General features: G+C 69.0%; 23 protein-coding genes. 17 read left to right on the top strand and 6 right to left on the bottom strand.

Going from position 1 to position 25,562, the window contains the following annotated elements; translation table 11 throughout:
- The first annotated feature begins 37 nt into the window (after positions 1-37).
- Genes MZC64_RS11590 through MZC64_RS49100 form a run of 3 tightly spaced genes read left to right on the top strand, consistent with a single transcriptional unit; the run spans position 38 to position 1,289 of the window.
- Complete coding sequence (locus tag MZC64_RS11590; protein WP_247757332.1) at positions 38-544, top strand: DUF4265 domain-containing protein; 507 nt, start codon at positions 38-40, stop codon at positions 542-544.
- Entirely contained in the window at positions 426-995 is a 570-nt protein-coding gene (locus tag MZC64_RS49095) for an HNH endonuclease (protein WP_374205694.1), read from the top strand. Before MZC64_RS11590 ends, MZC64_RS49095 begins: the two co-directional genes overlap by 119 nt.
- A gap of 3 nt (positions 996-998) precedes the next feature.
- Positions 999-1,289 carry an SMI1/KNR4 family protein gene (locus MZC64_RS49100; protein WP_374205695.1) on the top strand — a complete coding sequence of 97 codons (291 nt, stop codon included), beginning with the start codon at positions 999-1,001 and terminating at the stop codon, positions 1,287-1,289.
- Positions 1,290-2,479: 1,190 nt separating this feature from the next.
- Here MZC64_RS49100 and MZC64_RS11595 read toward each other — a convergent pair.
- On the bottom strand, positions 2,480-2,977 hold the full coding sequence (locus MZC64_RS11595) for a winged helix-turn-helix domain-containing protein (protein WP_247757331.1): 498 nt from the start codon (positions 2,975-2,977) through the stop codon (positions 2,480-2,482).
- Between the two features lie 59 nt (positions 2,978-3,036).
- Between MZC64_RS11595 and MZC64_RS11600 the strand changes: the two genes are divergently transcribed.
- Entirely contained in the window at positions 3,037-3,960 is a 924-nt protein-coding gene (locus tag MZC64_RS11600; RefSeq protein ID WP_247757329.1) for a S41 family peptidase, read from the top strand.
- Here MZC64_RS11600 and MZC64_RS11605 read toward each other — a convergent pair.
- Entirely contained in the window at positions 3,915-5,144 is a 1,230-nt protein-coding gene (locus MZC64_RS11605) for an ROK family transcriptional regulator (RefSeq protein WP_247757327.1), read from the bottom strand. The genes MZC64_RS11600 and MZC64_RS11605 overlap by 46 nt on opposite strands.
- A gap of 284 nt (positions 5,145-5,428) precedes the next feature.
- On the opposite strand from MZC64_RS11605, the gene MZC64_RS11610 reads away from it, so the two are divergent.
- From MZC64_RS11610 to MZC64_RS11640, 7 genes are all read left to right on the top strand, one after another.
- Positions 5,429-7,090: an ABC transporter substrate-binding protein gene (locus tag MZC64_RS11610; RefSeq protein ID WP_247757326.1), complete on the top strand. Its 1,662-nt coding sequence runs from the start codon at positions 5,429-5,431 to the stop codon at positions 7,088-7,090.
- Positions 7,091-7,124: 34 nt separating this feature from the next.
- Positions 7,125-8,246 (top strand): ABC transporter ATP-binding protein, encoded by a 1,122-nt coding sequence (locus MZC64_RS11615; protein ID WP_247757324.1) that lies wholly within the window; start codon positions 7,125-7,127, stop codon positions 8,244-8,246.
- Positions 8,243-9,223 carry an ABC transporter permease gene (locus tag MZC64_RS11620; RefSeq protein WP_247757323.1) on the top strand — a complete coding sequence of 327 codons (981 nt, stop codon included), beginning with the start codon at positions 8,243-8,245 and terminating at the stop codon, positions 9,221-9,223. The genes MZC64_RS11615 and MZC64_RS11620 overlap by 4 nt, the downstream gene beginning before the upstream one ends.
- Before the next feature lie 3 nt (positions 9,224-9,226).
- On the top strand, positions 9,227-10,228 hold the full coding sequence (locus MZC64_RS11625) for an ABC transporter permease (protein ID WP_247757321.1): 1,002 nt from the start codon (positions 9,227-9,229) through the stop codon (positions 10,226-10,228).
- Positions 10,225-11,226 carry an ABC transporter ATP-binding protein gene (locus MZC64_RS11630; protein ID WP_247757319.1) on the top strand — a complete coding sequence of 334 codons (1,002 nt, stop codon included), beginning with the start codon at positions 10,225-10,227 and terminating at the stop codon, positions 11,224-11,226. Before MZC64_RS11625 ends, MZC64_RS11630 begins: the two co-directional genes overlap by 4 nt.
- A gap of 16 nt (positions 11,227-11,242) precedes the next feature.
- A complete protein-coding gene (locus tag MZC64_RS11635; RefSeq protein ID WP_247757318.1) occupies positions 11,243-12,655 on the top strand; it encodes a GH1 family beta-glucosidase in 1,413 nt (470 codons plus the stop codon).
- Between the two features lie 117 nt (positions 12,656-12,772).
- Entirely contained in the window at positions 12,773-14,257 is a 1,485-nt protein-coding gene (locus tag MZC64_RS11640; RefSeq protein ID WP_247757316.1) for a PQQ-dependent sugar dehydrogenase, read from the top strand.
- A gap of 167 nt (positions 14,258-14,424) precedes the next feature.
- Here the strand turns inward: MZC64_RS11640 and MZC64_RS48600 are convergent, their stop codons facing one another.
- Positions 14,425-15,621, bottom strand: coding sequence for a histidine kinase (locus MZC64_RS48600; RefSeq protein ID WP_247757314.1), 1,197 nt, complete (start codon positions 15,619-15,621; stop codon positions 14,425-14,427).
- 433 nt (positions 15,622-16,054) lie between these two features.
- Between MZC64_RS48600 and MZC64_RS11650 the strand changes: the two genes are divergently transcribed.
- Together MZC64_RS11650 and MZC64_RS11655 are read left to right on the top strand one after the other, a co-directional pair.
- Positions 16,055-16,453 carry a helix-turn-helix domain-containing protein gene (locus MZC64_RS11650; protein WP_247757312.1) on the top strand — a complete coding sequence of 133 codons (399 nt, stop codon included), beginning with the start codon at positions 16,055-16,057 and terminating at the stop codon, positions 16,451-16,453.
- A 125-nt stretch (positions 16,454-16,578) separates the two neighbouring features.
- Positions 16,579-19,632 (top strand): discoidin domain-containing protein, encoded by a 3,054-nt coding sequence (locus tag MZC64_RS11655; protein ID WP_247757310.1) that lies wholly within the window; start codon positions 16,579-16,581, stop codon positions 19,630-19,632.
- A gap of 21 nt (positions 19,633-19,653) precedes the next feature.
- Here the strand turns inward: MZC64_RS11655 and MZC64_RS48605 are convergent, their stop codons facing one another.
- A complete protein-coding gene (locus MZC64_RS48605) occupies positions 19,654-20,106 on the bottom strand; it encodes a DUF1232 domain-containing protein (protein WP_247757309.1) in 453 nt (150 codons plus the stop codon).
- Between the two features lie 139 nt (positions 20,107-20,245).
- On the opposite strand from MZC64_RS48605, the gene MZC64_RS11665 reads away from it, so the two are divergent.
- Both MZC64_RS11665 and MZC64_RS11670 read left to right on the top strand, forming a co-directional pair.
- Complete coding sequence (locus MZC64_RS11665; RefSeq protein ID WP_247757307.1) at positions 20,246-21,295, top strand: hypothetical protein; 1,050 nt, start codon at positions 20,246-20,248, stop codon at positions 21,293-21,295.
- 11 nt (positions 21,296-21,306) lie between these two features.
- Entirely contained in the window at positions 21,307-21,690 is a 384-nt protein-coding gene (locus tag MZC64_RS11670; protein WP_247757305.1) for a hypothetical protein, read from the top strand.
- Between the two features lie 13 nt (positions 21,691-21,703).
- Here MZC64_RS11670 and MZC64_RS11675 read toward each other — a convergent pair whose 3' ends face one another.
- Together MZC64_RS11675 and MZC64_RS11680 are read right to left on the bottom strand one after the other, a co-directional pair.
- The gene (locus MZC64_RS11675; protein WP_247757303.1) at positions 21,704-22,933 is read right to left on the bottom strand and encodes a DnaJ domain-containing protein; all 1,230 of its coding nucleotides are present in this window, start codon (positions 22,931-22,933) and stop codon (positions 21,704-21,706) included.
- 531 nt (positions 22,934-23,464) lie between these two features.
- Positions 23,465-23,938, bottom strand: coding sequence for a MarR family winged helix-turn-helix transcriptional regulator (locus MZC64_RS11680; RefSeq protein ID WP_247757302.1), 474 nt, complete (start codon positions 23,936-23,938; stop codon positions 23,465-23,467).
- Positions 23,939-24,015: 77 nt separating this feature from the next.
- Here MZC64_RS11680 and MZC64_RS11685 point away from each other — a divergent pair, with 77 nt between their 5' ends.
- Together MZC64_RS11685 and MZC64_RS11690 are read left to right on the top strand one after the other, a co-directional pair.
- Positions 24,016-24,960: a ring-cleaving dioxygenase gene (locus MZC64_RS11685; RefSeq protein ID WP_247757301.1), complete on the top strand. Its 945-nt coding sequence runs from the start codon at positions 24,016-24,018 to the stop codon at positions 24,958-24,960.
- On the top strand, positions 24,957-25,559 hold the full coding sequence (locus MZC64_RS11690) for an alpha/beta hydrolase (RefSeq protein ID WP_247757299.1): 603 nt from the start codon (positions 24,957-24,959) through the stop codon (positions 25,557-25,559). Before MZC64_RS11685 ends, MZC64_RS11690 begins: the two co-directional genes overlap by 4 nt.
- The last annotated feature ends 3 nt before the right edge of the window (positions 25,560-25,562 follow it).

Below are 25,562 nucleotides of genomic sequence, written 5' to 3' on the forward strand. Positions count from 1 at the left end.
TGACAGATCTGCACCCCTGGCACTGTGAGAGGTATTGATGAGCCCGGATATCGCCTATATCGTGCATGATGACCCTGCTAATAGGCCTGAGCAGGGGTATGCGGCGATGGTTGACCTGGCCCCGTTCGGCTTCGCGGGAATGATGGAGCAGCTTTGGCTTCGCCCTGTCGGTGATGGTGAGTATGAAGTCTGTTGCCTTCCTTTCAGGGTTTACGGACTTTCGTTGGGAGATATTGTTTCCCTTGACGAGGACGGTAAGCATGTAGTGCGACTGGTGCGCGCTTCTGGGAATCGAATTCTGCGGATATTTTTCCCCGTGTCGGTGGTAGATTCACTCTTCCAGTCCGGCCGGGGGCAGGTTCTGTCCGTGTTGGCCGAGTCTGGGGCGGTTGCTGAGTGGAGTGGCGACCGTCATGTTGCCGTGCATGTTCCAGTGGGCGAGTCGGCGCAATTCCTTTGGGCAACTGTTCAGAATCTCGGAGACATTGTCCGCTGGGAATGGGCCGAGGTTGAAGAATTTCGGTCCGGTGAGCATTCGGTGTAGTGCAGTTAGGTGTCTGTGTAGCCTGAGTCAGCGGGTTTCTTACATCGTGACGTACTATGTGGTGACTGGTACCACGTCGGTGCTGGTGCACAACTATGGTGGGGCGGTTCAAGGGCATCCGACAAAGTGTAATTGTGCGTCGAATGGGGTGCCGGATGTTCGAAACGGGTCTCTGGCAGGGAGTGTCCACCCGAAGACTGGTATTCCCTTCGATAACAACGGGCTCCCCGACTTCTCAAGTATTCGGCATCCTTGTGTGGCTGACGTTCGGACCAACCTGACGGGTAACCGTACAAGAGATGAGACTCTTGCTAATCGGGCAGCCAGATTAAGTGGCACTCCAGCCGGCTACACTTGGAATCATTACCAAGATGCTGGCCTGATGCAAATCGTTGAGAGAGGGCCGCATAGGCTAACGGGGCACACCAGCGGGTTCTCTGGAGGTAGGTAGATCATGACTGGACTCTTCGAGGATGATGACTACTACACGGGCCCACCCTTGGAAGCCGACATGATACGTAGGGCTGAGGATGACCTGGGTGCACGCCTGCCCAGTAGCTACGTTGAGGTGCTGTACCAGCGTAACGGCGGAGTCCCTCGTAGTCGTTGCTGTCCTACGGAGTTCGGGACTTCCTGGGCTCCTGACCACATTCAGATCAGCGCAATTCTTGGCATAGAGGGCGAGTGGGGAATCAACTCCTCGTCCGGCCAGGGGAGTCCCGATATGATTGCCGAGTGGGGTTAACCGGAAATCGGCGTTGTCATTTGCGATACCCCCTCGGCTGGTCATGACACGGTGATGCTCGACTACTCAGAATCTGGTCCTGATGGCGAGCCGGCTGTTGTATACGTCGATGAGGATCGAGTCCCACGTCGAATCGCAGGATCCTTTGAGGAATTCCTGACACGGCTAGTGGATTGCGGCCGCTTTGCAAACGAAGCGAGCGAAAAGAGCGAGACCATTTGAGTAGCAGATGAGCGGGCATCCGTAGTTTGACGGGTGCCCGCTCATTTCTGGGTCTGGTCGCCTCTGTGGCAACTGTTCGGCACGCCCGGAAACCTGGGTCGAGCGCTCGGTGTACAGAGTCGGTCGTCGGCTGGTTAATGGACAAGGACGGCTTCTTATCCTCTGGAGTATGGCAAGGTGGAAGGAGAAAGAATCCAGGCATCTATGGACGGCAATGTCTTCCTGCCGTTTCGTCAAAACGCTACGTGAGGACAGACATTCTGTCGACTCGACCTGGGGAAACAAGGGAGTCGAGTGGTCGACTAGTTTTCAGTGGTCGAGGTGAAATTTGGTACGCTAGGCACTACGATGATGGATTCGCGCAAATTGAGGGCCGTGCTGTGGTTGTTAGAGAGTCGGGTAGCGCAAGCTTGTGGGTAGACCTTGAGGCGAGTCTGCCGTGGCTGGGGTCCCGTCCGTATCTCGTCGACACTGCCGACGGCGGTCGTTTGATCGAAGCTTTGCCTGGGTTCGGCTTCCATGTTTTCGTGGCTGAGGTCCCCGATAGACACACAAACATCGAGAGGGCTCTACTTGTTGAGCTAAGTAGGGTGTTGGGATTTTCTGAACTGGGTGCCGGAAGTTGGGCAGCTTATAGTGGTCGACTTTGGGATCTGCAGCGCTCGGAGGATCGAGGTCCGATTGCCATCGTGATCAACGGGCTTGATGATGCTCTGACTGGAGATCTGCATGCCTTCGTCAGGTGTGTCCATTTCTTATTGTCCATGACGGAAGGTGTCGGGCTTGAGCACGAGAGTGCAGATAGGCAGATTGAGTACTTCTTCGTTGGAAACTGGGCACCGACGAAGTCATAGCCTCACGTTCGAGGCCGACCTGGTGTGAGCAGCGACCGATGCCCGTACTCCTTGCCGAGTACGGGCATCGGGTTGTCGGCTCCTGGCTTCCTGATGGGCAAAGTGGAAGCTGGGTCAGCCGCTCTCGTACATCGTGACCAGCACCCCGTACCCCGTCTCCCCGTCACCCGCATCCCGCAACGAATCCACCAGCCCCTCCAGCCGCCCCCGGAACTCCGCCGCCTGCTCGGCCGTCAACCGCAGGTGCCGCACCGTCAGCATCGGATCCGGTGACCTCACCACCTCCTCCGCCACCGCGTGCAGCAACGCCGTCGTCGGCCCCGCCAGCCCGTCCGGCACCTCCAGCCGCCGCGCCGAGCGCTGGTAGTACTGCTCGGTCCCGCCCCGGACCTGCCGGGTCTCCACGATCCGCACCATGCCGGCCTCCCGCAGCACCTTCAGATGGTGCGCCACGCTGCCCTTGGCCACCGACAGCGACCCGGCCAGCTGGCTGATCGTCGCCGGGGTCTGTACGAGCGCGAACAGCAGGCGCTGGCGAAGTGGGTGGGCCATGGCTTTGAACTGGGCTGGGGTGGATACCGCCAGCACCTCGTCCTGGGGGAGGCGGGGCACGGGGGAAAGTGTCTAATGTTCTTGACGCTTTGTCGAGGGGGCTGGTTCACTCCCGGGCCGTGGAGACCAATGAGATTCATCGGATCGTGGCCGAGACCGCTCGGCTTGTGGCGCGGAACTACGTGTTCGCCGAGGTGGGGCAGGCGGCGAGTGAACGGCTGACCGGCAATCTCGCGGCGGGGCGGTATGACGACGTGGACGGCGCCGAAGGGCTCGCGGCGGCGGTCACCAGGGACCTCCAGGCAGGCAACCAGGACCTGCATCTGCGGTTGTTGCATCACGGGGAGGAGTTGCCCGCGGAACCGGGGGAGTTGTTCGAGGTGGTGGTCCGGCGGGAGGCGGAGCGGACCATGGGTGGCGTGCTGGGGGTGCGGTTGTTGCCGGGGGTGGTGGGGCATGTGGAGTTGGGGCCGTTGCTGATGGATCCGGGGATCAGGGCGGAGGAGTTGGTGGCGGCGATGAATCTGGTCGCGGGGACGCGGGGGTTGTTGCTGGATCTGCGTGGGGTTCGGGGTGGGTCGCCGGACGGGGTGGCGTTGGTGTGCAGTTACCTGTTGGACGAGCGGACGCACCTGAACTCGATGCACGAGCGGGCGGGGGACCGGATCACCCAGTCCTGGACGTTGCCGCATGTGCCGGGGCCGCGGTTCGGTGGCGTGAAACCCGTTGTGGTGCTGACCGGTTCGGCGACCTTCTCCGGCGGGGAGGAGCTGGCCTATGACCTCAAGCACCTGGGGCGGGCGACCGTGGTGGGCGAGCGTACGCGTGGCGGCGCGCACCCTCGGGAGGGTTTCCGGGTGCATCCGCACCTGGAGGTGACCGTGCCGGTCGCCCGTGCGGTCAACCCGGTCACCGGGACGAACTGGGAAGGGGTTGGCGTGCTCCCGGATGTCGAGACCAGCGCCGAGGACGCCTTCGCGACCGGACTGGAACTGCTTCAGGCCGCGTCGTCGCCCGCCGCCTCCCGTGGATCGCTGCCCTGATCCAGCATCGCGGCCACCGGCAGGGTGGCCGCGCCGACCGCCACCGCGTCGGGGCCCAGCTGGCCGACCTCGATCGTGGTCTGGCCGTAGGGATGCCGCAGCGCGTGCGCGGCGGTGGACTGCTCGATCAACGGCAGTAGCGCCGCGCCCAGGGACAGGCCGGCCCAGCCGCCGAGCACGATGCGCTCGGGGTTGAACAGGTTGACCAGGTTCGCGATGCCCGCGCCCAGGTAGCCCGCGGTCTCCTCCAGGACCTTGGCCGCGGTGCGGGAGCGTTCGGCCGCGGTGAGCAGGGCGGCCAGGCTGCTCTGCTCATCCGCGCCGGGCACCGCGCGGCCGCCCCTGGCCTTGCGGTAGCGCTCCAGGATCGCCTCGGCGCCGACGTAGGCCTCCAGGCAACCCCTTGCCCCGCAACGGCATTCCAGGCCGTTGTAGACGATGGTGGTGTGGCCCCACTCGCCCGCGCTGGAGGTGGAACCGCGGTAGGTGGCGCCGTCGGTGATCACCGCCGCGCCGACGCCGGAGCCCAGCAGCGCGATCACCGCGTGCCGGGCGCCCTTGCCCGCACCGAACCACAGCTCGGCCTGGCCCTGGGTCTTGGCGCCGTTGTCGATGAACAGCGGCAGCTCGACCCCCTTGGCGCGCAACAGGTTCACCAGCTCCACGCCGTCCCAGCCGATGGTCTGGGCGTGCACCCGCAGGGTGCTGCCCTGCTCCACCGTGCCGGGCACCCCGATGCCCACGCCGAGCATGCTCGACGCGCCGACCCCGGCCGCCGCCATCACCTCGCGCAGGCCGGAGACCACCTGGGTGACCACCGCGGCCGGACGTGGCCGGGAGGACGGCAGTGCGTGGTCCACCGCCGCCAGCCTGGTCATCGCCAGGTCGAACAGTTCGACTTTTACCCCGGTCTCGCCGACGTCGATGCCCACCACATGGGCGTATTCCGGGTCCACCCGGAGCAACACCCGTGGCCTGCCGCCGTCGGACTCGACCAGTCCCGCCTCGACGATGAGCCGCTCCTCCGCCAGCTCCGCGGTGACGTTGCTGACCGTGGCCGCACTCAGACCGGTCTGCTGGCTCAGCTCCTGACGGCTGAGCGGACCGTCGAAGAACAGCTTGGACAGCAGCATCGACCGGTTGCTGCGGCGCAGATCCCGCACCGTGGAACGTCGTGCCGTCATGATGACTTCATCCCCCCCTCCCGCACCTGGGCCGTGACCATTTGTCACGACATGAACCAAGTATGTGAACAACCTCTGCGCCCAGTGTGGGCCAAACGGGGAACTCCCGCGCCCAGGCACGCCGTCCTGCTTACTTCATGGCTTAAATTTAGACGGGATACGTTATGTTCTCGTTATTGACGTGGCCGGGTGCGGCCGGTTGACTCCTCGCACAAGCTGACCTGCGAGAGCGCTCTACCACTGGCGGGCAACGGCTTACCGCCACCGACGTCGAAGGAGGTCCCATGCGAGTCAAGCGCATCGCGGCCTTGACCCTCACGGGAATCCTTGCCCTGGGCCTGGTCGCCTGCGGCACCGGCAACAGCGGCGCCGGGGGCAACCCGGGCGCGGTGCTCAACATCGGCGCGCCCAACGGGCCGCAGCCGGAGAACCACAACCCGTTCCTGGAGACCTCCGCGGCCGGCTCGCTCGGCTACCGGTGGATGATCTACGAGCCGCTCGGCATGCGGAACAAGGTCCGCCCCACCGACCCCAGCAAGCCGTGGCTGGCCAGCAAGTGGGAGTGGGCGGACAACTTCACCAAGCTCACCCTGACCGTCCGGGACAACGTCAAGTTCTCCGACGGCAAGCCGATGACCGCCGAGGACGTCGCCTTCAGCCTCGGGCTGCTCAAGAAGAACCCGGCGTTCAACCTGCACGCCATCCCCTTCGGCGACATCACCCCCAGCGGCAACACGGTGACGGTGACCTTCCCCCGGTCCCAGTACACCAACCAGGTGATGATCCTGGAGGCCGCGGTGGTGCCCAAGCACATCTGGGAGCAGGTCAAGGATCCCTCCCAGGAGCTGAACAAGAACCCGGTCGGCACCGGCCCGTACACGTTGAAGTCCTTCACCCAGCAGACCGTCACGCTCACCGCGCGGGACAGCTACTGGCAGGAACTGCCCAAGGTCAAGGAACTCCGGTACACCTCCTACAACGACAACAACGCGCAGACCACCGCGCTGGCCTCCGGCGCCTCGGAGTGGGCCTTCGTGTTCATCCCGAACTACAAGGCCGTCTACACCAGCAAGAACCCGCAGCACCACAAGCTGTGGTTCCCCGCCTCCCTCGGTATCCACGGCCTGTGGTTCAACACCGAGAAGGCGCCCTTCGACAACGCGGCGCTGCGCCGGGCGATCAACCTGGTGATCAACCGCGAGGACATCTTCACCCAGGCCGAGGCCGGGTACTTCTACCCCAAGGTGGACAACGTCACCGGCATCCCCACGCCCAACGGGGACTCCTTCATCGCGCCGGAGCACAAGGGCAAGACGCTGATCCCGAACGTGACCGAGGCCAAGAAGCTGGTCACCGACGCCGGGTTCCGCTATGACGGCAACACCCTGCTCGACCCGGCGGGCAAGCCGGTCAAGCTGACCATGTCGGTGCCCTCCGGCTGGTCGGACTACGTGACCACGCTGGAGATCATCAAGGACAACCTGTCCGGGCTCGGCGTCACCGCCACCGTGGACAAGACCAACCAGGACGCCTGGACCGAGGCGGTGGAGGCGGGCAACTTCGACGCCGTCATGCACTGGACCGAGGACGGCCCCACCCCGTACCAGGCCTACCGCTACATGATGGACAGCGAGCTGTACAAGCCGCTGGGCACCGGGCAGACCATCGGCAACTACGGCCGCTTCCGCAACGCCGAGGCCACCGCCGCGCTGCGCCAGTACGCCAACGCCAGTGACGACGCGGCCCGCGCGGCCGCGCTGAACACCGTGCAGCGCATCATGATCGAGCAGCAGCCGGTCGCGGTCACCGGCGCGGCCAACCTGGGTGGCATGTACAGCACCAAGAACTGGGTCGGCTGGCCCGAGGACAGCAACCCCTACGCGCCGGCTCAGCCGAGCCTGCGCACCTCACTGGATGTCGTGCTCCACCTCAAACCCGCCTCCTGAGCGGCGCCTGGGAAGGACAGGAGGACTCACGGGGATGAGTGAGAGCACGATTGCCTCGGCTTCCGGCACTACGGCGGTGGTGCTGGAAGCCGAGGCCCTGACCAAACACTTCCCGGTCCGCAGAGCGGCCAGGGAGGTGCTCACCCGCACGGCGCGAACCGTGCACGCGGTGGATGAGGTCACGGTGCGACTGCGCCGGGGCCGGGTCACCGCACTGGTGGGCGAGTCCGGTTCGGGCAAGTCCACCGTGGCCAGGCTGCTGGCCCAGCTCTACCCGCGCACCAGCGGCGAGATCCGGCTGCACGGCGAGCCGGTCACCGTGCGCGGCGGCCGGAAGTTCCGCGCCTACAGCAAAAAAGTGCAGCTGATCTTCCAGGACCCGTTCGCCTCGCTGAACCCGGTGCACACCGTGCGCTACCACCTCGGCCGGGCCCTGAAGATCCACGGCAACGGCGGTGCGAACCGGGCCGAGCTGGAGACCGCGTTGCGGGAACTGCTCACCCGGGTTTCGCTGACCCCGCCGGAACGCTACCTCGACAAGTTCCCGCACGAACTCTCCGGCGGCCAGCGCCAGCGGGTGGCCATCGCCCGCGCCCTGGGCGCTGACCCGGACGCGCTGCTTGCCGACGAACCAGTGTCCATGCTGGACGTCTCCATCCGGCTCGGCGTGCTGAACCTGTTGCGGGACCTCAAAGAACGCCTCCAGCTGGCCATCCTCTACATCACCCACGACATCGCCTCGGCCCGCTACTTCGCCGACGAGACCCTGGTGATGTACGCGGGCCGGATCGTGGAGGGCGGGGACAGCGAGACGCTCACCCAGCGCCCCGCGCACCCCTACACCCGGCTGCTCATCGACTCCGCCCCCGACCCGGACCGCGGCGTGCACGAGCAGGACGTGCCGGAGAAGGTGGATTCGCTGGCCGCACTGGGCAAGGACACCGCGCGCAGTGAGCCGCCCAGCCTGATCGACCCGCCGGCGGGCTGCCGGTTCCATCCGCGCTGTCCGCAGGCGATGGCCCGCTGCCGCACCGAGGTCCCGCCCCGCTTCGACATCGGCGACGGTGCCGGTCACTGGGCCGCCTGCTGGCTGTACGCGGTGGACGATCCGGCCCGTGAATCGGCCGGGGAACCCGCGGGGGAGCCGGTCTCGTGAGATTCGTGCTCCAGCGCCTGGCGTTCTACCTGTTCACCGCCTGGGCCGCGGTGACCATCAACTTCTTCATCCCCCGGCTCATCCCCGGCGACCCGGTCACCTCGCTGATCTCCCGCCAGCAGGGCGCGATGAGCGCGGAGAACATCCAGTCGCTGTATGTCCTCTTTGGACTCGACGGCGATCAGAGCATCTTCGAGCAGTACCTGGACTACGTCGCCCAGTTGCTCAGCGGCGACCTGGGCCTGTCCTTCACTTTCTTCCCCACCCCGGTCTCCGACGTGCTCGCGCAAAGCCTGCCGTGGACGGTGATCCTGGTCGGCATCACCACCATCGCCAGCTTCCTCATCGGCACCGGCCTCGGCGTGCTCGCCGGATGGCGGCGCGGCTCCTGGGTGGACCTGGTGCTGCCGGTGACCACCTTCCTGTCCTCGGTGCCCTACTTCTGGCTCGGCCTGATCGCGATCACCCTCTTCGCCGGCATCGACGGCGCCTTCCCGGCCTCGGGTGGATTCGAGGCGGGACTGGTGCCGGGCTGGGATCTGGAGTTCCTCGGCAGCGCGCTCTACCACAGCATCCTGCCCGCGGTGACGATCATCATCTCCTCGATGAGCGGCTGGATCCTGAGCATGCGCAACATGATGGTCACCGTGGCCGCCGAGGACTACGTCACCGTCGCGCACGCCAAGGGCCTCTCCGAAAGCCGGGTCGCCCTGAGCTACGCCGCGCGCAACGCGGTGCTGCCCAACGTTTCCGGCCTCGCGCTGTCCCTCGGGTTCATCGTCGGCGGCACCCTGCTGGTCGAGATCGTCTTCTCCTACCCCGGCGTGGGCTTCCAGCTCTTCCAGGCCGTCGGCGCCAAGGACTACCCGCTGCTGCAGGGTATCTTCCTGGTGATCACGCTGTCCGTGCTGGTCGCCAACCTCCTCGCCGACCTGGCCTACCTCGCCCTCGACCCGCGCACCCGCAAGGAGGGCTGAGCCATGGCCATGCCCACCACCGACCTGCTCGCCGCGGCCGCGCAGCCACCGGGCGAAGGACTCCTCGCGGGTAAGAAGCGCCGATTCCGCTTCGCCAGCAACAGCAAAACCCTCATCGGCCTCACCATCCTCGGCTTCTTCGTGCTGCTGGCCATCATCGGGCCGTGGATCGCGCCGTACGACCCGTCCCAGCGCAGCTCGGCGTTGCTGGAACCGCCCTCGGCCGCGCACTGGTTCGGCACCACCCACATCGGCCAGGACATCTTCAGCCAGATCCTGGTCGGCGCGCGCAGCGTCATCCTGGTCGGCTTCCTCGCCGGGGGAGTGGCCGCGGTGCTCGCCGTGCTCGTCGGCGTCACCTCCGGCTACCTCTCCGGCGCCGTCGGCGAAAGCCTGTCCATGCTGTCCAACGTCTTCCTGGTGCTGCCCGCGCTGCCCCTGGTGATCATCGTGACCGCGACCCTGCCCGGCACCGGCGACATCACCGTGGCCATGGTCATCGGCTGCACCTCCTGGGCCTGGGGCGCCAGAGTGCTGCGCGCGCAGACCTTGTCGTTGCGGCGCAGGGACTATGTCGAAGCCGCGCGCGCCACCGGCGAGCCGACCTGGCGGATCATCCTGTTCGAGATCATGCCCAACCTGTCCGCGGTGATCGCCTCCAACTTCGTCGGCACGGTGATCTTCGCGGTGATGTCGGAGATCACCCTGGCCTTCATCGGCGTCGCCGGCATCTCCGAGTGGAACTGGGGCACCATCCTGTTCTGGGCGCAGAGCCAGCAGGCCCTGGCCCAAGGCGCCTGGTGGTGGTTCGTGCCGGCCGGACTCGCCATCGCCTTGCTGGGCACCGCGTTGTCGCTGCTGAACTTCGGCATCGACGAGTTCGTCAGCCCCCGCCTGCGCAGCTCCGGCGGCCGGCGCGCCCGCGGGCCCGACGGCAAGGTGGTCCGGATGCGGGTCGGCTTCACCCCCGTCCTCGGGGAGTCTGCAAAGGACGGTGCGCGATGAGCAAACCGGTGCTGGAGATCAAGGATCTCAACGTCGACTACGGCGTGGGCGACAACGCCGTGCGCGCGGTCCGCGAGGTCAGCCTGACCCTGCACCGCGGCGAGGTGCTCGGCCTGGCCGGGGAGAGCGGCAGCGGCAAGTCCACCCTGGCCTACGGACTCACCCGGCTGCTGCCCCCGCCCGGCGTGGTGCGCAGCGGCCAGGTGATCTACCACGACCCTGATGGCGAACCCGTGGACATCCTGCGGCTCTCCGTCCCCGAACTGCGCAGGTTCCGGTGGGCGGAGACCTCGCTGGTCTTCCAGGGCGCGATGAACTCGCTCAACCCCGTGCACAAGGTCTCCACCCAGCTCACCGACGTGATCAAGGCGCACGACCCGGGCAGCACCCGTGCCGCCCGCCGGGCCCGCGCGAAAGAACTGCTGGATCTCGTGGGCATCGCGGCGGATCGCCTCGACGCCTACCCGCACCAGCTCTCCGGCGGCATGCGCCAGCGCGTCATGATCGGCATGGCGCTGGCGCTGCAACCGCAGATCGTGATCATGGACGAGCCGACCACCGCGCTGGACGTGGTCACCCAGCGGCAGATCCTGCGCCAGCTCGTCGACCTCCGCGAACGACTCGACTTCTCCGTCCTGTTCATCACGCACGACCTGTCGTTGCTGGTGGAGTTCGCCGACCGGATCGCGGTCATGTACGGCGGACGCATCGTCGAGCAGGCCCCCTCGACGCAGCTCTACCGGGACTCGCTGCACCCTTACAGCGACGGCCTGCTGCACTCCTTCCCCGCCCTGCGCGGACCGCGCCGGGAGCTGACCGGGATCCCGGGTTCGCCACCGGACCCCCGGGCGCTGCCCAGCGGATGCTCGTTCCACCCCCGCTGTCCACAGGCGTTCGAGCCGTGCGCGCAACGGGTTCCCGTGCTCGGCCCGCCAGCCGGCACCGCCGAACGCACCGTGGCGTGCCATGTGCACGTGGGCGACCGAGTTCCGACCTGAGCGAGAAGGAGACAGCGTGGACATCACCACCGCGGCCCCGGCCGGAAGCCTGGCGGAGCAGCAGATCCGGACCCTGCCGCCGTCCTTCCGGTGGGGCGTGGCCACCTCGGCCTACCAGATCGAGGGGGCCGCGTTCGAGGACGGGCGCACCGCCTCGATCTGGGACACCTACTGCCGCACCCCCGGCATGGTGCACGAGGGCGACCACGGCGACGTCGCCTGCGACCACTACCACCGGATGCCCGAGGACGTCGAGCTGATCCGCTCCCTCGGCGTGGACACCTACCGCTTCTCGGTGTCCTGGCCCCGCGTCCAGCCCGGCGGCACCGGCCCGGTCAACCTCAAGGGACTCGGCTTCTACGACCGCCTGGTCGACGAGCTGCTGGCCAAGGACATCGCGCCCTGGGTGACGCTGTACCACTGGGATCTGCCCCAGGAGCTGGAGGACGCGGGCGGCTGGCCGGTGCGCGACACCGCCTACCGTTTCGCCGACTACGCCATGCTGGTCTTTGACAAACTGCAGGACCGGGTGCGCGAGTGGACCACACTCAACGAGCCCTGGTGCTCGGCCATGCTCGGCTACTGGGAAGGCCGCCAGGCGCCGGGACGGCAGAACTTCCCCGACGCCATCCACGCCGTGCACCACCTGCTGCTCGGCCACGGCCTTGCCACCCAACGGATGCGCGCCGCGGGCAAGCCGGAACACGAGTTCGGCATCACGCTCAACATGGGCACCGCCACCCCGGCCACCGACGCCATCGAGGACCGGGAGGCCGCCCGCCGCGCCGATGGCCTCGGCGCGCGGATCTACCTGGACCCGTTGCTGCGCGGGCAGTACCCGGCCGACATCGTGGCCGACCTGGCCGAGCGCAAGATCGAACTGCCGGTTCGGGACGGTGATCTGGAGATCATCGCCCAGCCCATCGACGTGCTCGGGGTGAACTTCTACTCCGGCCACGTCTTCTCCGGCCGGGACGAGCACGGCAACACCCGCGACGCCGACGGCAACCCGGTGGAACGCCAGATCCCGCAAGGCAAACCGGTCACCGCGATGGGCTGGGAGATCGTGCCCGAGCGGTTCACCGAACTGCTGGTGCGACTGAGCAAGGACTATCCCGGCGTGCCAATGGTGATCACCGAGAACGGCTCGGCCTTCGTGGACGTGCCGGACGCGGAGGACTTCGTCGAGGACGAGGGCCGCACCGACTACTTCCGCTCGCACATCGGCGCGGTCGCGGCCGCGCGCAACCAGGGCGCGGACATCCGAGGCTACTTCGCCTGGTCGCTGATGGACAACTTCGAGTGGTCCTACGGCTACGACAAGCGCTTCGGCATCGTCCGCGTCGACTACCAGACCCAGCAGCGCACGCCCAAGCGCAGCGCGCTCTGGTACCGGGACACCATCCGTCAGATCCGGTCTGGTACCTGACGAATGGCGGGTGCGGCGGCCGGTCCGGCTGCCGCACCATGTAGCACGGTTCTCCCGCACACTCCCGCCGCCACGGGAAACCGCTTTCCCTCACTGCACACCTTGAGAGGAACGGTTATGAGAACTGGCTTGAAAGCGCTTACCAGAGTGGCGCTGCCGGTGGTGGTCCTGGCGGGTGGCCTGGTCCTGCCTGCCCTGTCCGCGGGCGCGGCGCCGGTCCGGTACGAGGCCGAGAACGCCACCATCTCCCAGGGACTGGTGGAGTCCAACCACGCCGGGTTCAGCGGCGCGGGTTTCGTCAACAACGACAACGTGGCGGGCAGCTACGTCGAGTGGACGGTGAACGCCCCGTCCGCCACCGGCAACGCGGTGCTCGCCTTCCGCTACGCCAACGGCAGCGGCGCCAACCGGCCACTGGACATCACGGTCAACGGCAACCTGGTGTCGAATGATCTGGCCTTCCCCAGCAACGGCTGGACGAACTACCAGAGCGTGACGGTCAACGCCGCGCTCAACGCCGGGGCCAACACCATCCGGGCCACCGGGGCCACCGCCACCGGCGGCCCCAACCTGGACGCCCTGGACGTGGACACCGCGCCGGTGCCCGGCCGCGGCAACCCGCAGCCCCCGGCCAACGTCAGCACCGGCTGGTCCATCCCGTGGGCGGTCTCCTTCCTGCCCGACGGCCAGTCGGCGCTGGTGACCGAGCGGGACACGTTCCGGGTGTTCCGGGCCGGGCTCAACGGCAGCAAGACCCAGGTCGGCACGGTGCCCAACAGCACCACCACCGGCGGTGAGGGCGGCCTGATGGGCGTGGCGGTCTCGCCCGGCTGGAACGGCGCCAGCGATCAGGACGTGTTCTTCTTCCACACCTCCAACGACGGTGGCGCGCAGGCGAACCGGATCGTGCGGATGAGCTTCAACGGCACCACGTTGAGCAACCGCCAGATCATCGTCAACAACCTGCCGTCCAGCCGGTTCCACAACGGCGGCCAGCTCAAGTTCGGCCCGGACGGGTTCCTGTACGCCACCACCGGTGACGCGCAGAACACCAGCCTGGCGCAGAACCTGAACAGCCCGGCCGGCAAGGTCCTGCGCTTCACCCGCACCGGCGCCCCCGCGCCCGGCAACCCGTTCAACTCGCTGGTCTACAGCTACGGGCACCGCAACGCCCAGGGCCTGGCCTGGGACTCGGCAGGTCGGCTGTGGTCGGCGGAACTGGGCAACGTCTCTACGGATGAGCTGAACCTGATCCTGCCCGGTCGCAACTACGGCTGGCCGCAGTGCGAGGGCAACTGCGGGGTCGCCGGGATGGAGAACCCGAAGCGGACCTGGACCACCGCCGAGGCTTCGCCCAGCTCCCTGGCGATCGTGAACGACACAGCCTATGTCGCGGCACTGCGTGGGCAGCGGCTCTGGCGGGTCGAGCTGAACGGCACCAGCGCCGGCGCGACCACGGCCCACTTCACCACCTTCGGCCGGTTGCGTTCGGTGGTGAAGGTGCCGGGCGCCAACGCCATCTGGATCGGCACCACCAACGCCGACGGCAACGGCGGCCAGGGCCCCGGCTCCGACCGGATCCTGCGCAGCGAAATCCGCTGATCGCGTGCTGTCGGGCGAGCGGTCCCAGCCCGCCCGACAGCCCGCCACCCGAGTGTTGGCCGTGCCACTTGGCCCAACTCGTACGCCCACTTCGGCCAACCGGGCGTACGAGTTGGGCCAACTCGCCGTACGACAACGGCCAACACGCCGGGTGGGGTGGGGTGGGGTTAGCGGACGTGGCGGGCTAGGTCGGCGTGGGAGCCGGAGGGCATGTAGGCGGGGAGGATGGCGTCTACCGAGAAGCCGCCGTCGGGGCGAGGGCCCGCGTTGATGGTGCCGCTGACCAGGGCTACTCGCTGGCGTAGGCCGAGCAGGCCGCCGCCGGTGGCGGGGCCGGGGGATTTGGCCAGGTGGATCGGGGTTGGCGGGCGGGGTGGGGCGCTGTTGCGGATGCTGAGCCAGACCCGGTCGGCGCCGTAGCGGACCTGGACGCGGACCTGGGTGCCTGGCGCGTGTTTGCGGACGTTGGCCAGGGCCTCTTGCACGATGCGGAAGGCGGTGCGGCCCACCACGGGGGAGGTGTGCACGGGGGAGCCGTCCTGGACCAGGTCGACGCCGATGCCCACCGAGACCGTTTCGGCGACCAGGGCGGACAGGTCGGGGAGGGCGGTGGCGGGGGCTTCTACCGCCGCTTCGCCGTTGGCGCTCTTGGCGGGGAGGGTGCGCAGGACGCCGACCAGGTCGCGGAGTTCGTCCAGGGCGTGGCAGCCCGCGGCGCGGAGGTCTTCGGCGGCCTGGCGGGTGGCCTCGTCGGGAGCGGTCATCCGGAGGGCGCCCGCTTGCAGGACCATCAGGCTGACTCGGTGGGTCAGCACGTCGTGCATCTCGCCGGCCAGGCGGACGCGCTGGTCGGCGCGGGCCTGTTCGGCCAGCAGGCGGGACTCGGTGGCGGCGCGTTCGGCGCGTTCGGACTCGGCGCGGGCCAGGGCGCGGCGAGCCAGCAGGTGCCTGCCCAGGAGCACGGGGACCAGGGTGAGCAGGATGCCGGTGGTGATCTCGGCGAGTTCCGGTTGCCACGGGCGGGCGGCCAGTACAGCGGCCGCGGCGACCAGGGGCCACCAGTACGCCTGGAGTGGGCGGGGGATGGTGACGGCGGCGACGGTGAGGGCGGCGGCCAGCCAGGGGACCGCGAGGAGGTCGGGTGGGAGGAGCAGGCCGGGGAGGGCCAGTTCGGCGACCGCGGCGCCGGTGAGGCCGAAAGTGGCCACAGCGGGAGTGGTGGCGCGGGCGAAGACCAGCACGCTGGCCACGGCCTGCAGCAGCACCCCGGCGGGCGGGTAGGCGTCCGCGGGCCACCACAGTGAACCGAGTAGTGGGGGGAGCAGTCCGATGGCGAGCAGGGCAAGCGCGGCCGCCGCGTCCACGGGTCTAGCCCGGCGCGGTGGCCACCATGGCCGGCGGGAAGGTGCCTGCACACCGAGAACGGTACTGACTGGATGGTCGGTTCAGGTGAGAGAAACGCCTTTCGGCCCCCTCAAGTCCCTACGAACGTTGTCGTTCGGGGCAGTGGGTGCTCCTTTGGTCGCATTCCGCTGCCCAAGGGGGCAGCTGGGACCGGCGCCTGGTCCGGACCGGTCCGTACCCTGGAGGGGTGAAGTGGTCACCGGACTTATCGGTTCCGGGTCCTGTCGACCCCGCGTACGACGTCAGGACACGAAACCGCAAGTGCAATCGATGATCCGCCGATCGACTCTACGCACCGCGGACGCGGCCGGGGTGCGTCCCTTCGGGCTAATCGGCGCACCGAAAACAGAAACTGGTCAGTCTACTTTTTGTTCGGTGAATTAACCTGGAGCCATGTCCGTCCCGCCCTCGATGCTCACCGCGCGACTGCCCGCTCCGGTGCCCCTGGACGAGCAGGCGAGTTGTCCGGTCTCCGAGGTGTTCCAGCGCATTGGCGACCGCTGGAGCGTGCTGGTGCTGGTCCTGCTGAACCAGCGCCCACACCGGTACAACGAGTTGCACCGCGCCATGGAAGGCCTCAGCCGCCGCATGCTCACCCGCACCCTGCGCGCCCTGGAACGCGACGGACTCGTGGCCCGCACCGTGTTCCCGACCGTGCCGCCGGGGGTGGAGTACGAGCTGACCGAACTGGGTCGCAGCCTCCTGATCCCGCTGTCCGCGCTCTCGGACTGGGCCGTGGGCACCGCGCCGCGGATCGAGCGCCACCGCGCGGAGTTCGACGCCCGGCCGTAGGCACTTCGGCCAAACGCGGCAACCTTGGCGGAACCGGTTGACGACTCGATTCAGCACGGCCCAGAATCGCGGAGAGAGCGCTCTCAGCAGTGTGCCGACATCGTCGTCGAACGCCTGGAGTCGCCATGCCCCCCGCACCCCATCCCGGGTCACTCCGTCATCCCGCGCTGGTGTTCACCCTGTTGCTCGCCCTGATCGGCGGCGGGCTGCTCGCCGGCGGCCGGGCCGCCCGAGCCGAGGGAGTCCTTGTCTCCCAAGGGAAACCGACCATCGCCTCCTCGGTGGAGAACGCGGTCATGGTGGCCGCCGCGGCCACCGACGGCGATCTGGGCACCCGCTGGTCCAGCCAGGCCGCCGACGCGCAGTGGCTCCAGGTCGACCTGGGCGCCCCGGTGACGGTGGACCGGATCACCCTGCACTGGGAGGCCGCCTACGCCACCCGGTTCCGGATCGAGTTCTCCACCGACGGCTCGGCCTGGACCAGCCCGCACACCGGCGCGGGCACCCCCGGCGTGCAGAACCTGGCCGTGGCGGGCGTGGCCCGGTACGTGCGCTGGGTCGGGCTCAGCCGCGCCACCGGGTACGGCTACTCGCTGTGGGAGTTCCAGGTCTACGGCGCCGCGCCCAGTGCCAACATCGCCGCCTACGCCCAGGTGAGCGCCTCCTCGCACGAGGGCGGCAACGCCCCGGCCGCCGCACTGGACGGACGCCTGGGCACCCGCTGGTCCAGTCAGTTCGGCAACGACCACGAGTGGCTGCGGATCGACTTCGGCGGCCGCGCCCAGCTCACCGGCGTGGTGCTGCACTGGGAAGGCGCCTACGCCAAGGCACATCGCCTCGAACTCTCCGACGACGGCAACGCCTGGCGGCCCCTGCACAGCACGGCCGAGGGCACCGGCGGCGTGGAACGGATCAGCGCCGCGGGCAGTGGCCGGTACCTGCGCTGGACCGGCGTCACCAGGGCGACCGGGTACGGCTATTCGCTGTGGGAACTCCAGGTGCTCGGCACCGTGGACAACACCGCCAGCACCCCGCCGCTGCTGTCCCCGCCGACCCGCCCGCCCGGCGGCCCGGCCCGGTTCGCCCTGCACACCCCCGGCGACCAAGCCATGATCACCGACACCCGCCGCCCGGAGTTCCGCTGGGCCGCGGTGCCCGGCGCGACCCGCTATGAGCTGTGGCTCAACGTCAGCCGCGCCGACTACGACTACACCGCCCCCGGCAACCTCCTGGACCTGCACACCAAGGTCGCCGAGACCACCACGCCGAACTACACCCCGGCCTGGGACATCCCGGACCGCTGGACCTACCGCTGGCACGTCCTCGCGGTGACCGGCGGCGGCACCCAGGTCTCGGCCACGCACACCTTCAGCCTCTACCGGCCTGCCCTGGAAACCGTCGCCGACGGCATCGGCCTGATCGGCGGCAGCCGGGACCTCAACCGGGACGGCGCGATCCAGCCGTATGAGAACTGGCGGCTGCCGGTGCAGGCCAGGGTGGACGACCTGCTCGGCCGGATGACCACCGAGGAGAAGGCGTATCAGCTGTTCTACAACGCCCAGCGCTTCCCCAACTCCGGCTGGCACTTCGGGCCCGCCGACGCCCAGGATCTGCACAACACCCTCCTGGCGGCCGGCGGAACCCGCCTCGGTATCCCGTTCGTCACCGCCGGGGACACCGTCAGCGGCTACCAGACCACCTACCCCACCCAGAGCGGACTCGCCGCCGCCGGGAACCACCTGTTGACCCACCGGCTCGGCGATATGCAACGCCGCGAACAACTGGAGGTCGGCGCCCGCGGCACCCTCGGACCGATCGCCGAGGTCGGCACCAAGGTGCTCTACCCACGGATCCAGGAGGGCAACGGCGAGGACGCCCAGGTGGCCGCCGCCCAGGTCCGCGCGCTCGTCTCCGGCCTGCAGGGCGGCCCCGAACTGAACCCGAACTCGGTGCTGGCCACCGTGAAGCACTGGCCGGGCGAGGGCGCGGGTGGGGAGGCGCTGATCGTCTACGACGGGGTGACCATCAAGTACCACCTGATCCCGTTCCGGGCCGCGCTGGAAGCGGGCGCGGTGAACATCATGCCCGGCTACGCGGGCAGCTCCTTCCTCGATCCCGGCGGCCCCGGCGCGGGCGACAGCGCCAAGATCCTGGCCTACCTGCGGCGCGAACTCGGCTACACCGGACTGATCACCACCGACTGGCTGCCGTCCGGTTCCTGGGTCGGCGCGGCCAACGCCGGCTCCGATGTGATGGGCGGCGCCGACCCCGGCGCACCCGGCTACTCCATCGGCCAGTTCATCGCCGGCGTGCCCCTGGCCCGCATCGACGACGCGGTGCGGCGGGTGCTGTCGCTGAAGTTCCGGCTCGGCATCTTCGAGGCCCCCTACGGCGATCCGGTCAACGGCCCGTACCGGTTCCACCAGCCCGGCCACGTCCAGCTGGCCAACCAAGCCGCCCGCGAAGCCCTGACCCTGCTCAGGAACGACGGCGTGCTGCCACTGCGGCTCACCCGCGGCGACAACATCGTGGTGGCCGGACCCCGCGCCGACGACGAGGCCGCCTGCTGCATCTGGACCAGCTTCTTCCACGAGGAGTACGGCTCGCAGACCATGCTCGCCGCGATCCGCGCCCGCGCCGAGGCGGCCGGGGTCACCGTGCACCTGGACACCGCGCCCAACCCGAGACTCGCCGTGGTCGCGGTGGGGGAGACCTCCTACACACACGGCACGAACTGGGTGAAGGAACAGCCGTTCCTGCCCCCGGACCAGCTCGCGCTGATCCAGGACTTCCGGCGCCGCGGCATCCCGGTGGTGGTCGCGCTGGTCATGCCCAGGCCGTACGTGATCACCGAATGGCAGGACCAGGTCGGCGCGATCGTGCTCACCTACCGCGGCGGCGAGGAGATGGGCCCGGCTTTGGCCAGTCTGCTCTTCGGCGACTTCCAACCCAGCGGCAAGTTGCCGTGGCAGCTGCCCCGACTGCTCTCCGACGTGCTCCGCCCCGGCGGCCAGGACATCCTCGAAGACGCCAACGAAGCCTGGGACCTCCCGTACGACCTGGGCGCCACCCCGGCCCAGCGCGCCGAGATCCGGGCGCACATCGACGCCGGACGGCCCGTGCCGCCGGTGTACGGCAACCCGCTCTACCAGTTCGGCTCCGGCCGCACCGGCTGGTGACCCAGGGCGCGGCCCGTTCCCTCAATTCAGTGGGGGGACGGGCCCTCCGCGCTCCACCTCGACGAACCGGCCGGTCTCCGCCCGCAACTGGGCCAGCAGGAACGCGCCAAGGCCCACATCGTCGGTCAGGCCGATGATCGGCAGGAACACCTCGGGCAACAGGTCGATCGGGGAGATGATGTAGATGATCCCGGCGATCCAGAACAACCGCTTGGACCACGGCGGCGCCGGATAACGGCGCTGACGCATCGCGCGCAGCATCCGCGGCAACGCCCGCACCCGCTGCACCGTGCTCGGCGAACCCAGGCCCTTGCGACGGCGGATTGTGCGGATGATCCCACCGATCAGGGCCAGTCCGCCCAGGACGGTCAGCACGATGCCCACCGTGTTCGGCGCCATCCACAGCACGGTGGAATCCAGCCGCCAGAACGCCAGTCCGCCCAGTGCGAGCAGCGCCACCCCGAGAACGAGCACCCGACCTCCCCCACTCCTTGACCGGACAACGGTTCCCGGCGCACTGATCGCTGAACCAGGTGAACTCTCCGGCGTGTCACCAGGATAGCCCGGAGCGAGCTGGCGCAATCCTGGCGCGTTTCGCTACAACCCGGTCCCCATGGACCAGACAGCAGCAGACCCGCCACCGCACCATCCCCGTCCACAGTGGATCGGCTGGACCCTGACCGCGGTCACGGTGCCCGCGCTGCTGGCCGGACTCGGCGTGGCGGTGGCCGGCCCCCGGATCGAAGCCGAACTGACCCACACCGCCGAGGGCGCCCTCGGCACCGCCGGGCACCCGGACGCCCAGGTGTCCGCGGTGGGCCGGGAGCTGAGCCTGGCCGGGTTACCTGGCGACCGGCTGGCCGCGGTGAGCACCATGGTGGCCAACCTGCCCGGGGTGGACTCGGTGGTGGTGCGCGAACTCGCGCCGACCCCGGTGCTGCTGCGGGTCCGCGACGGCGAACTGCTCGTCTCGGCCACTGGGCACAGCGTGCTGGCCACCGGCAGGCTGCTGGAGGAGATCAGCGCCCGCTGCCCCGGCCACCGCGTCACCGACCTGACCCTGGCCGTCCCCGGCACCGGACCCGCCTACGCCACCACCGCGCTGGCCGCGGTCGCCCAGGCCGCCGCCGAGGCCAGGGGCGCGGACCTCACCGTGGCCATCCGGCCCGACGGCGTCACCGTACGCGGCGTGGTCGCCGACGCCGACCAGCGCAACGTGCTCCTGGAACGGTTGCGCGGCAGCGAGTTCGGCCCGGTGCACGCGGGCGGGCTGACCGTCGGACCGCCGCCACATCCGTCCACTGTGGACATTCGAGCCCTCGATGCCGCGGTGGGGCGGATGATCGACGGCAGTGGCGGGGTCAACTTCGAGGCCGCCACCGTGCGCTGGGGCGAAGGCCACGGCGCCGCCCTGGTCGAGCGGATCGGCAGGCTGCTGCGGGTGGCGCCCAAATCACTGATCACGGTGACCGCCTGGGCCTCCGAGGAACAGCCGCCCGGCGTGGACCCGCGCCGCCTGGCCGGCCGCCGGGCCGACCTGGTGCGCGATCTCGTGGTGGCCCAAGGGGTTCCGCGCGAACTGGTCAGCACGGTCGCCAGGGTCGAGCCCGGCCCCGAGACCTTCGTCCCGCACCTGCGCCGCGCGCGGGTCACCGTCAGCTAGGAGCTGCAACGATGATGTGGTTGTTCTGGCAGGTCTTCCTGCTGTGCCTGGCCGCCTTCCTGATCGGCGGGCTGGTGAGCTGGCTGCTCCTGGTCCGCCCGCTCGCCGAACGCCGCGCCGCCGCACCCGCCGCCGCACCCGCCGCAGCACCGGAACCGGCGCCCGCGCCGGAGCCGCCGTTGTCCTTGGCGGAGCAGGCGATCCCGGCCCAGGTGATCCCCGAGCCGGTCCAGGCGACGGTGAAGGGCAACACCCGCACCAAGCGGTACCACACCGAGGATTCGCCCTACTTCAACCGCACCAAGGGCGACATCTGGTTCGCCTCGGTCGCCGAGGCCGAGCAGGCCGGCTACACCGCCGGGGTGGCCCGCCGGCGCGCCGAAGCCGTGCGCTGACCGCCCGCCCCGGTCACGGCTCCTCCCGTGGCCGGGGCGGCGCGGCCACGCCCTCCGGCCGCACGACCTGACCCAGCACCACCCGGAACAGGTCCCGGTCCACCGTGCTCGGCTCCGCGGCCAGCCACTGCCCGATCTCGGTGACGAACTGCTCCGGACTCATCGGCGGCGCGGGCACCTCGGGCGCCTCGCCGGTGGTGATCTCCCCGGCCCGGTTCGGGTACAGCACCAGCACGCCGCGCACCTCCACCTCGGGCAGCAGATCGCGGAATGCCTCCACCCCCTCGGGCAGCCGGGTGCCGCCACCGCGGTAGGCATGTCCGTTGCGCCGCAGGCCACCCGTGTCATCGGCGGTGTAGTGCCCCGGCAGCCACAGCTTCGACTCGATCAGCACCAGGCGCCGCCCGCACAGCACGGCGTGGTCGATGTCGGCGAACACCGAATCCGGCCAGGCCAGCCCGTGGAAGATGCGCACCCCGGGCAGCCGGGTCAGATACCGGCCGAGCAGCCGCGCGGTGAGCTGTTCGGCGACATCGCCCTCCTCCGCGCCAGGACGGCCGAACACGGTGCGGATGCCGAACTCCGCGGTGAACTCCCGGTCGGTGCGGCTGGCCGCCAGCTGGTTGCGCCACAGGTGCAGGGTGACCCCGGTGACCACGGCGAAGACCGCCAGCCACAACCCGATCAGCCACGCCGACCCGGTCAGCACCGGCAACAGCACCCACATCAGCAGCCACACGGCCAGCGAGCCGAACGCGGGGCCGTGGCCGGGACCGGTGGGCGGCACCAGGCGGATCCGCTCCACCGGGTCCACCTCGGGCCACCACGGGATCGTGTCCGGGTCCAGCCGCGGCATGCCGGGGGTGAACTCGGGATCCGGGCCGAAAGTCCTGGTGCGCCGGGTGGATCCGGTGCGCGGCCACGGCCGGGCGCGCTGCCGGGTGCCGCGGCGCGGCGGCTCCGGGGTCTCGACGGTGACCTCGATGTCGGACTCGTCGATCCAGTCTTCTTCTTCGTCCCAGTCGTCCTCGGTCTCGCCGCGGTCGTAGTCCGCGCGCCGGTCCGGGTCGTTGAGGGTCTCGTATGCCTCGCGCAGCAACCGGAACGAGCCGGAGGTGCCCCCGGCGTCCGGATGCATGACCTTGGCCAGCGCCCGGTAGGCGGTTTTGATCTCCGCCGCGGTCGCGGTCCGGCCGACGCCAAGCAGCTCGTAGTAGTCGACCGCGCCCACGATCCCGCCCACCTTCCGTGTCTGCGCGAACACCCTATGGGGTGCCCGCGGAAGATGATCAACCGACTCCACCTCGTGCGGCGGAAGGAGTGATAAACGATCCGTATTTCGACCAGTGTTCTGCATATACCCGCGCGCGAAAGGCCACTCTTCCTCTAACGTGATAGCCGACACACACGAAAGGCGGTAGCCGAGATGATGGAACAGGTCCGAGAACGCACCGAGCCGGCGCCTACGGTCGGACTCCCGGTCCAGGCCGAGCGTGCGCCCAGGTCAGGGGGACGGGGCCGCAGCCCGATCCCGCAGTGGCTGATCGACGACGACACGTTCGAGCCGCACATTGTCCGCGGACTGGACTGACTCGTTTCGTAATAACGCCCCGGTCTCGACGATCTCAGGGACCACGGGCAGACAGTATTAAGCTCCCCGACCGGGTGATTTCCGGTGTGGCACGGCATCGAGGCGCTGACGCGGTGATCCCGCGCACCAGCGCCGCGCCCCCACCCCGTTGAGGCCCGGCCCGGTCCTGGGAGACGTTTCCCCTCAGCTCACCGTCGAGCGCGTGCTGTTGGTCTCGCGCAGCGTGCGCATGGCTTCGGCGAGGGCGGCGGCCTGCTCGGACCCGAGCGGGGTGAGCACGGTGCGGCGCAGGTTGTCCGCGCCCGTCTGGCGGGCCGCCGCCGCCACCTCCAGGCCGTGTTCGGTGAGCGCCGCGTAGGTGACCCTGCGGTCGTTCTCGCACGGCTCCCGGCGGATCAGCCCGGCCTTGACCATGCGGTCGGCCACCTTGGTGAACCCGCCGCTGGTGAGCGCGGCCTCGGTGGCCAGGCGGGTCATCTGCATCCGGTGGCCGGGGGAGCGGACCAGGCGCAGCAGGATGTCGAAGGGCGCCGGTTGCAGGCCGAACTTCGCCGCGATCTCGCTCATCAGCCGCTCCTGGGTGGCCAGGTAACCCTCGATCACCAAGCCCCACCAGGTGATGATCTCGTCGTCGGCGATGTCCTCCGGCTTGCTCATGCCCGCCAGTCTAGCCAGGGAACAGCTTCCGTAGAAGTATCTTGCATGGAAGATAAATAGGGCGTAGCGTTGCCGCCATGAGCATCCAGACCAGCGGGTTGCACCATGTGACGGCGATCGGTGGCGACCCCCAGCGCAACGTCGACTTCTACCTGCGCGCACTGGGTCTGCGCCTGGTCAAGACCACGGTCAACTTCGACGACCCTGGCACCTACCACCTCTACTACGGTGACGGCTCCGGCCGGCCGGGCTCGCTCATCACCTTCTTCCCGTGGAAGGACGCTCCCCAGGGCCGGATCGGCACTGGCCAGGCGACCACCACGTCGTTCTCCGTGCCCGAGTCCTCGCTGGGCTGGTGGCGGCAGCATCTGGCCGCGGCGGGCGCCCAGGTCAGCGATATCAAGGGGCGTGATGGCGAGGAGGCGTTGCTCTTCCGCGATCCCGACGGCCTGGAGCTGTCCCTGGTCGCGCACCCCCAGGAAGACCCGCGTGATCCGTGGGACCACGGCCTGGTGCCGCCCGAGCACGCCATTCGCGGCCTGCACTCGGTGACCCTGTCGGTCACCGCCGAACAGGCCACCGCGGGCACCCTCACCGAGGATCTCGGCCTGCGTTTCCTTGGCCAGGAAGGCAATCGGCTGCGGTTCGAGGCCGGCGAAGGCGGTCCCGGCGCACTCGTCGACGTGCTCGTGCAGCCCAAGGGGGAGCGCGGGGTGGTCGCGGTGGGCACCGTGCACCACGTGGCCTGGCGGGTGCCGGACGAGGCCACCCAGGTGTCCTGGCGGGACGAACTCCTCGACCGCGGCGTGCGGGTCACCGAGATCCTGGACCGGCAGTACTTCCGCTCCATCTACTTCCGCGAACCCGGCGGCACCCTCCTCGAAGTCGCCACCGACGGACCCGGTTTCGCCGCCGACGAACCGTTGCTGGAACTGGGTCGCGCGCTGAAACTGCCGCCGTGGCTGGAGCCCAGCCGCGAGCAGATCCAGCACGCGCTACCGACCCTGCGGCTGCCGGCATGAACCTCGAACACCAGTTCCGCTCGGGCGATCCGGCCGCACCGGTGCTGCTGCTGTTGCACGGCACCGGCGGCGGCCCGGACGACCTCCTCGGCCTGGCCGGGCACCTCGACCCGGCGGCCGCGGTGCTCGCCCCGCGCGGACCCGTGTCCGAACACGGCATGGCCCGCTGGTTCCGCCGGCTGGCCGAGGGCGTCTTCGACCACGAGGACGTCCGCCGCCGCGCGCACGACCTGGCCGAGTTCATCCTGGCCGCCCAGCAGGAGTACGGGTTGAGCGGGCGACGGCTGGTCGCGGTCGGTTTCTCCAACGGCGCCAACATCGCCGCCGCCACCGCGCTGCTGCGCCCGGAGGTGCTGTCCGAGGCCGCCCTGTTCGCCGGGATGTGCCCGCTGCCCGACGATCCGGGCACGGACCTCGGCAACAGCCGGGTGTTCCTGGCCAACGGCACCGCCGACCAGATGGCCCCACTCGACTCGGTCGACCGCCTGGACACGCTGCTCCGGGCGCGCGGCGCCGCCGTCACCCCGTTCCGCCACCCAGGCGGGCACCAGCTGACCCTGGAAGCCGCCCGCGCTGCCGCCGAATGGCTGAGCACCTGAAAT

The organism is Crossiella sp. S99.2, assembly GCF_023094165.1.
GTDB lineage: Bacteria > Actinomycetota > Actinomycetes > Mycobacteriales > Pseudonocardiaceae > Crossiella.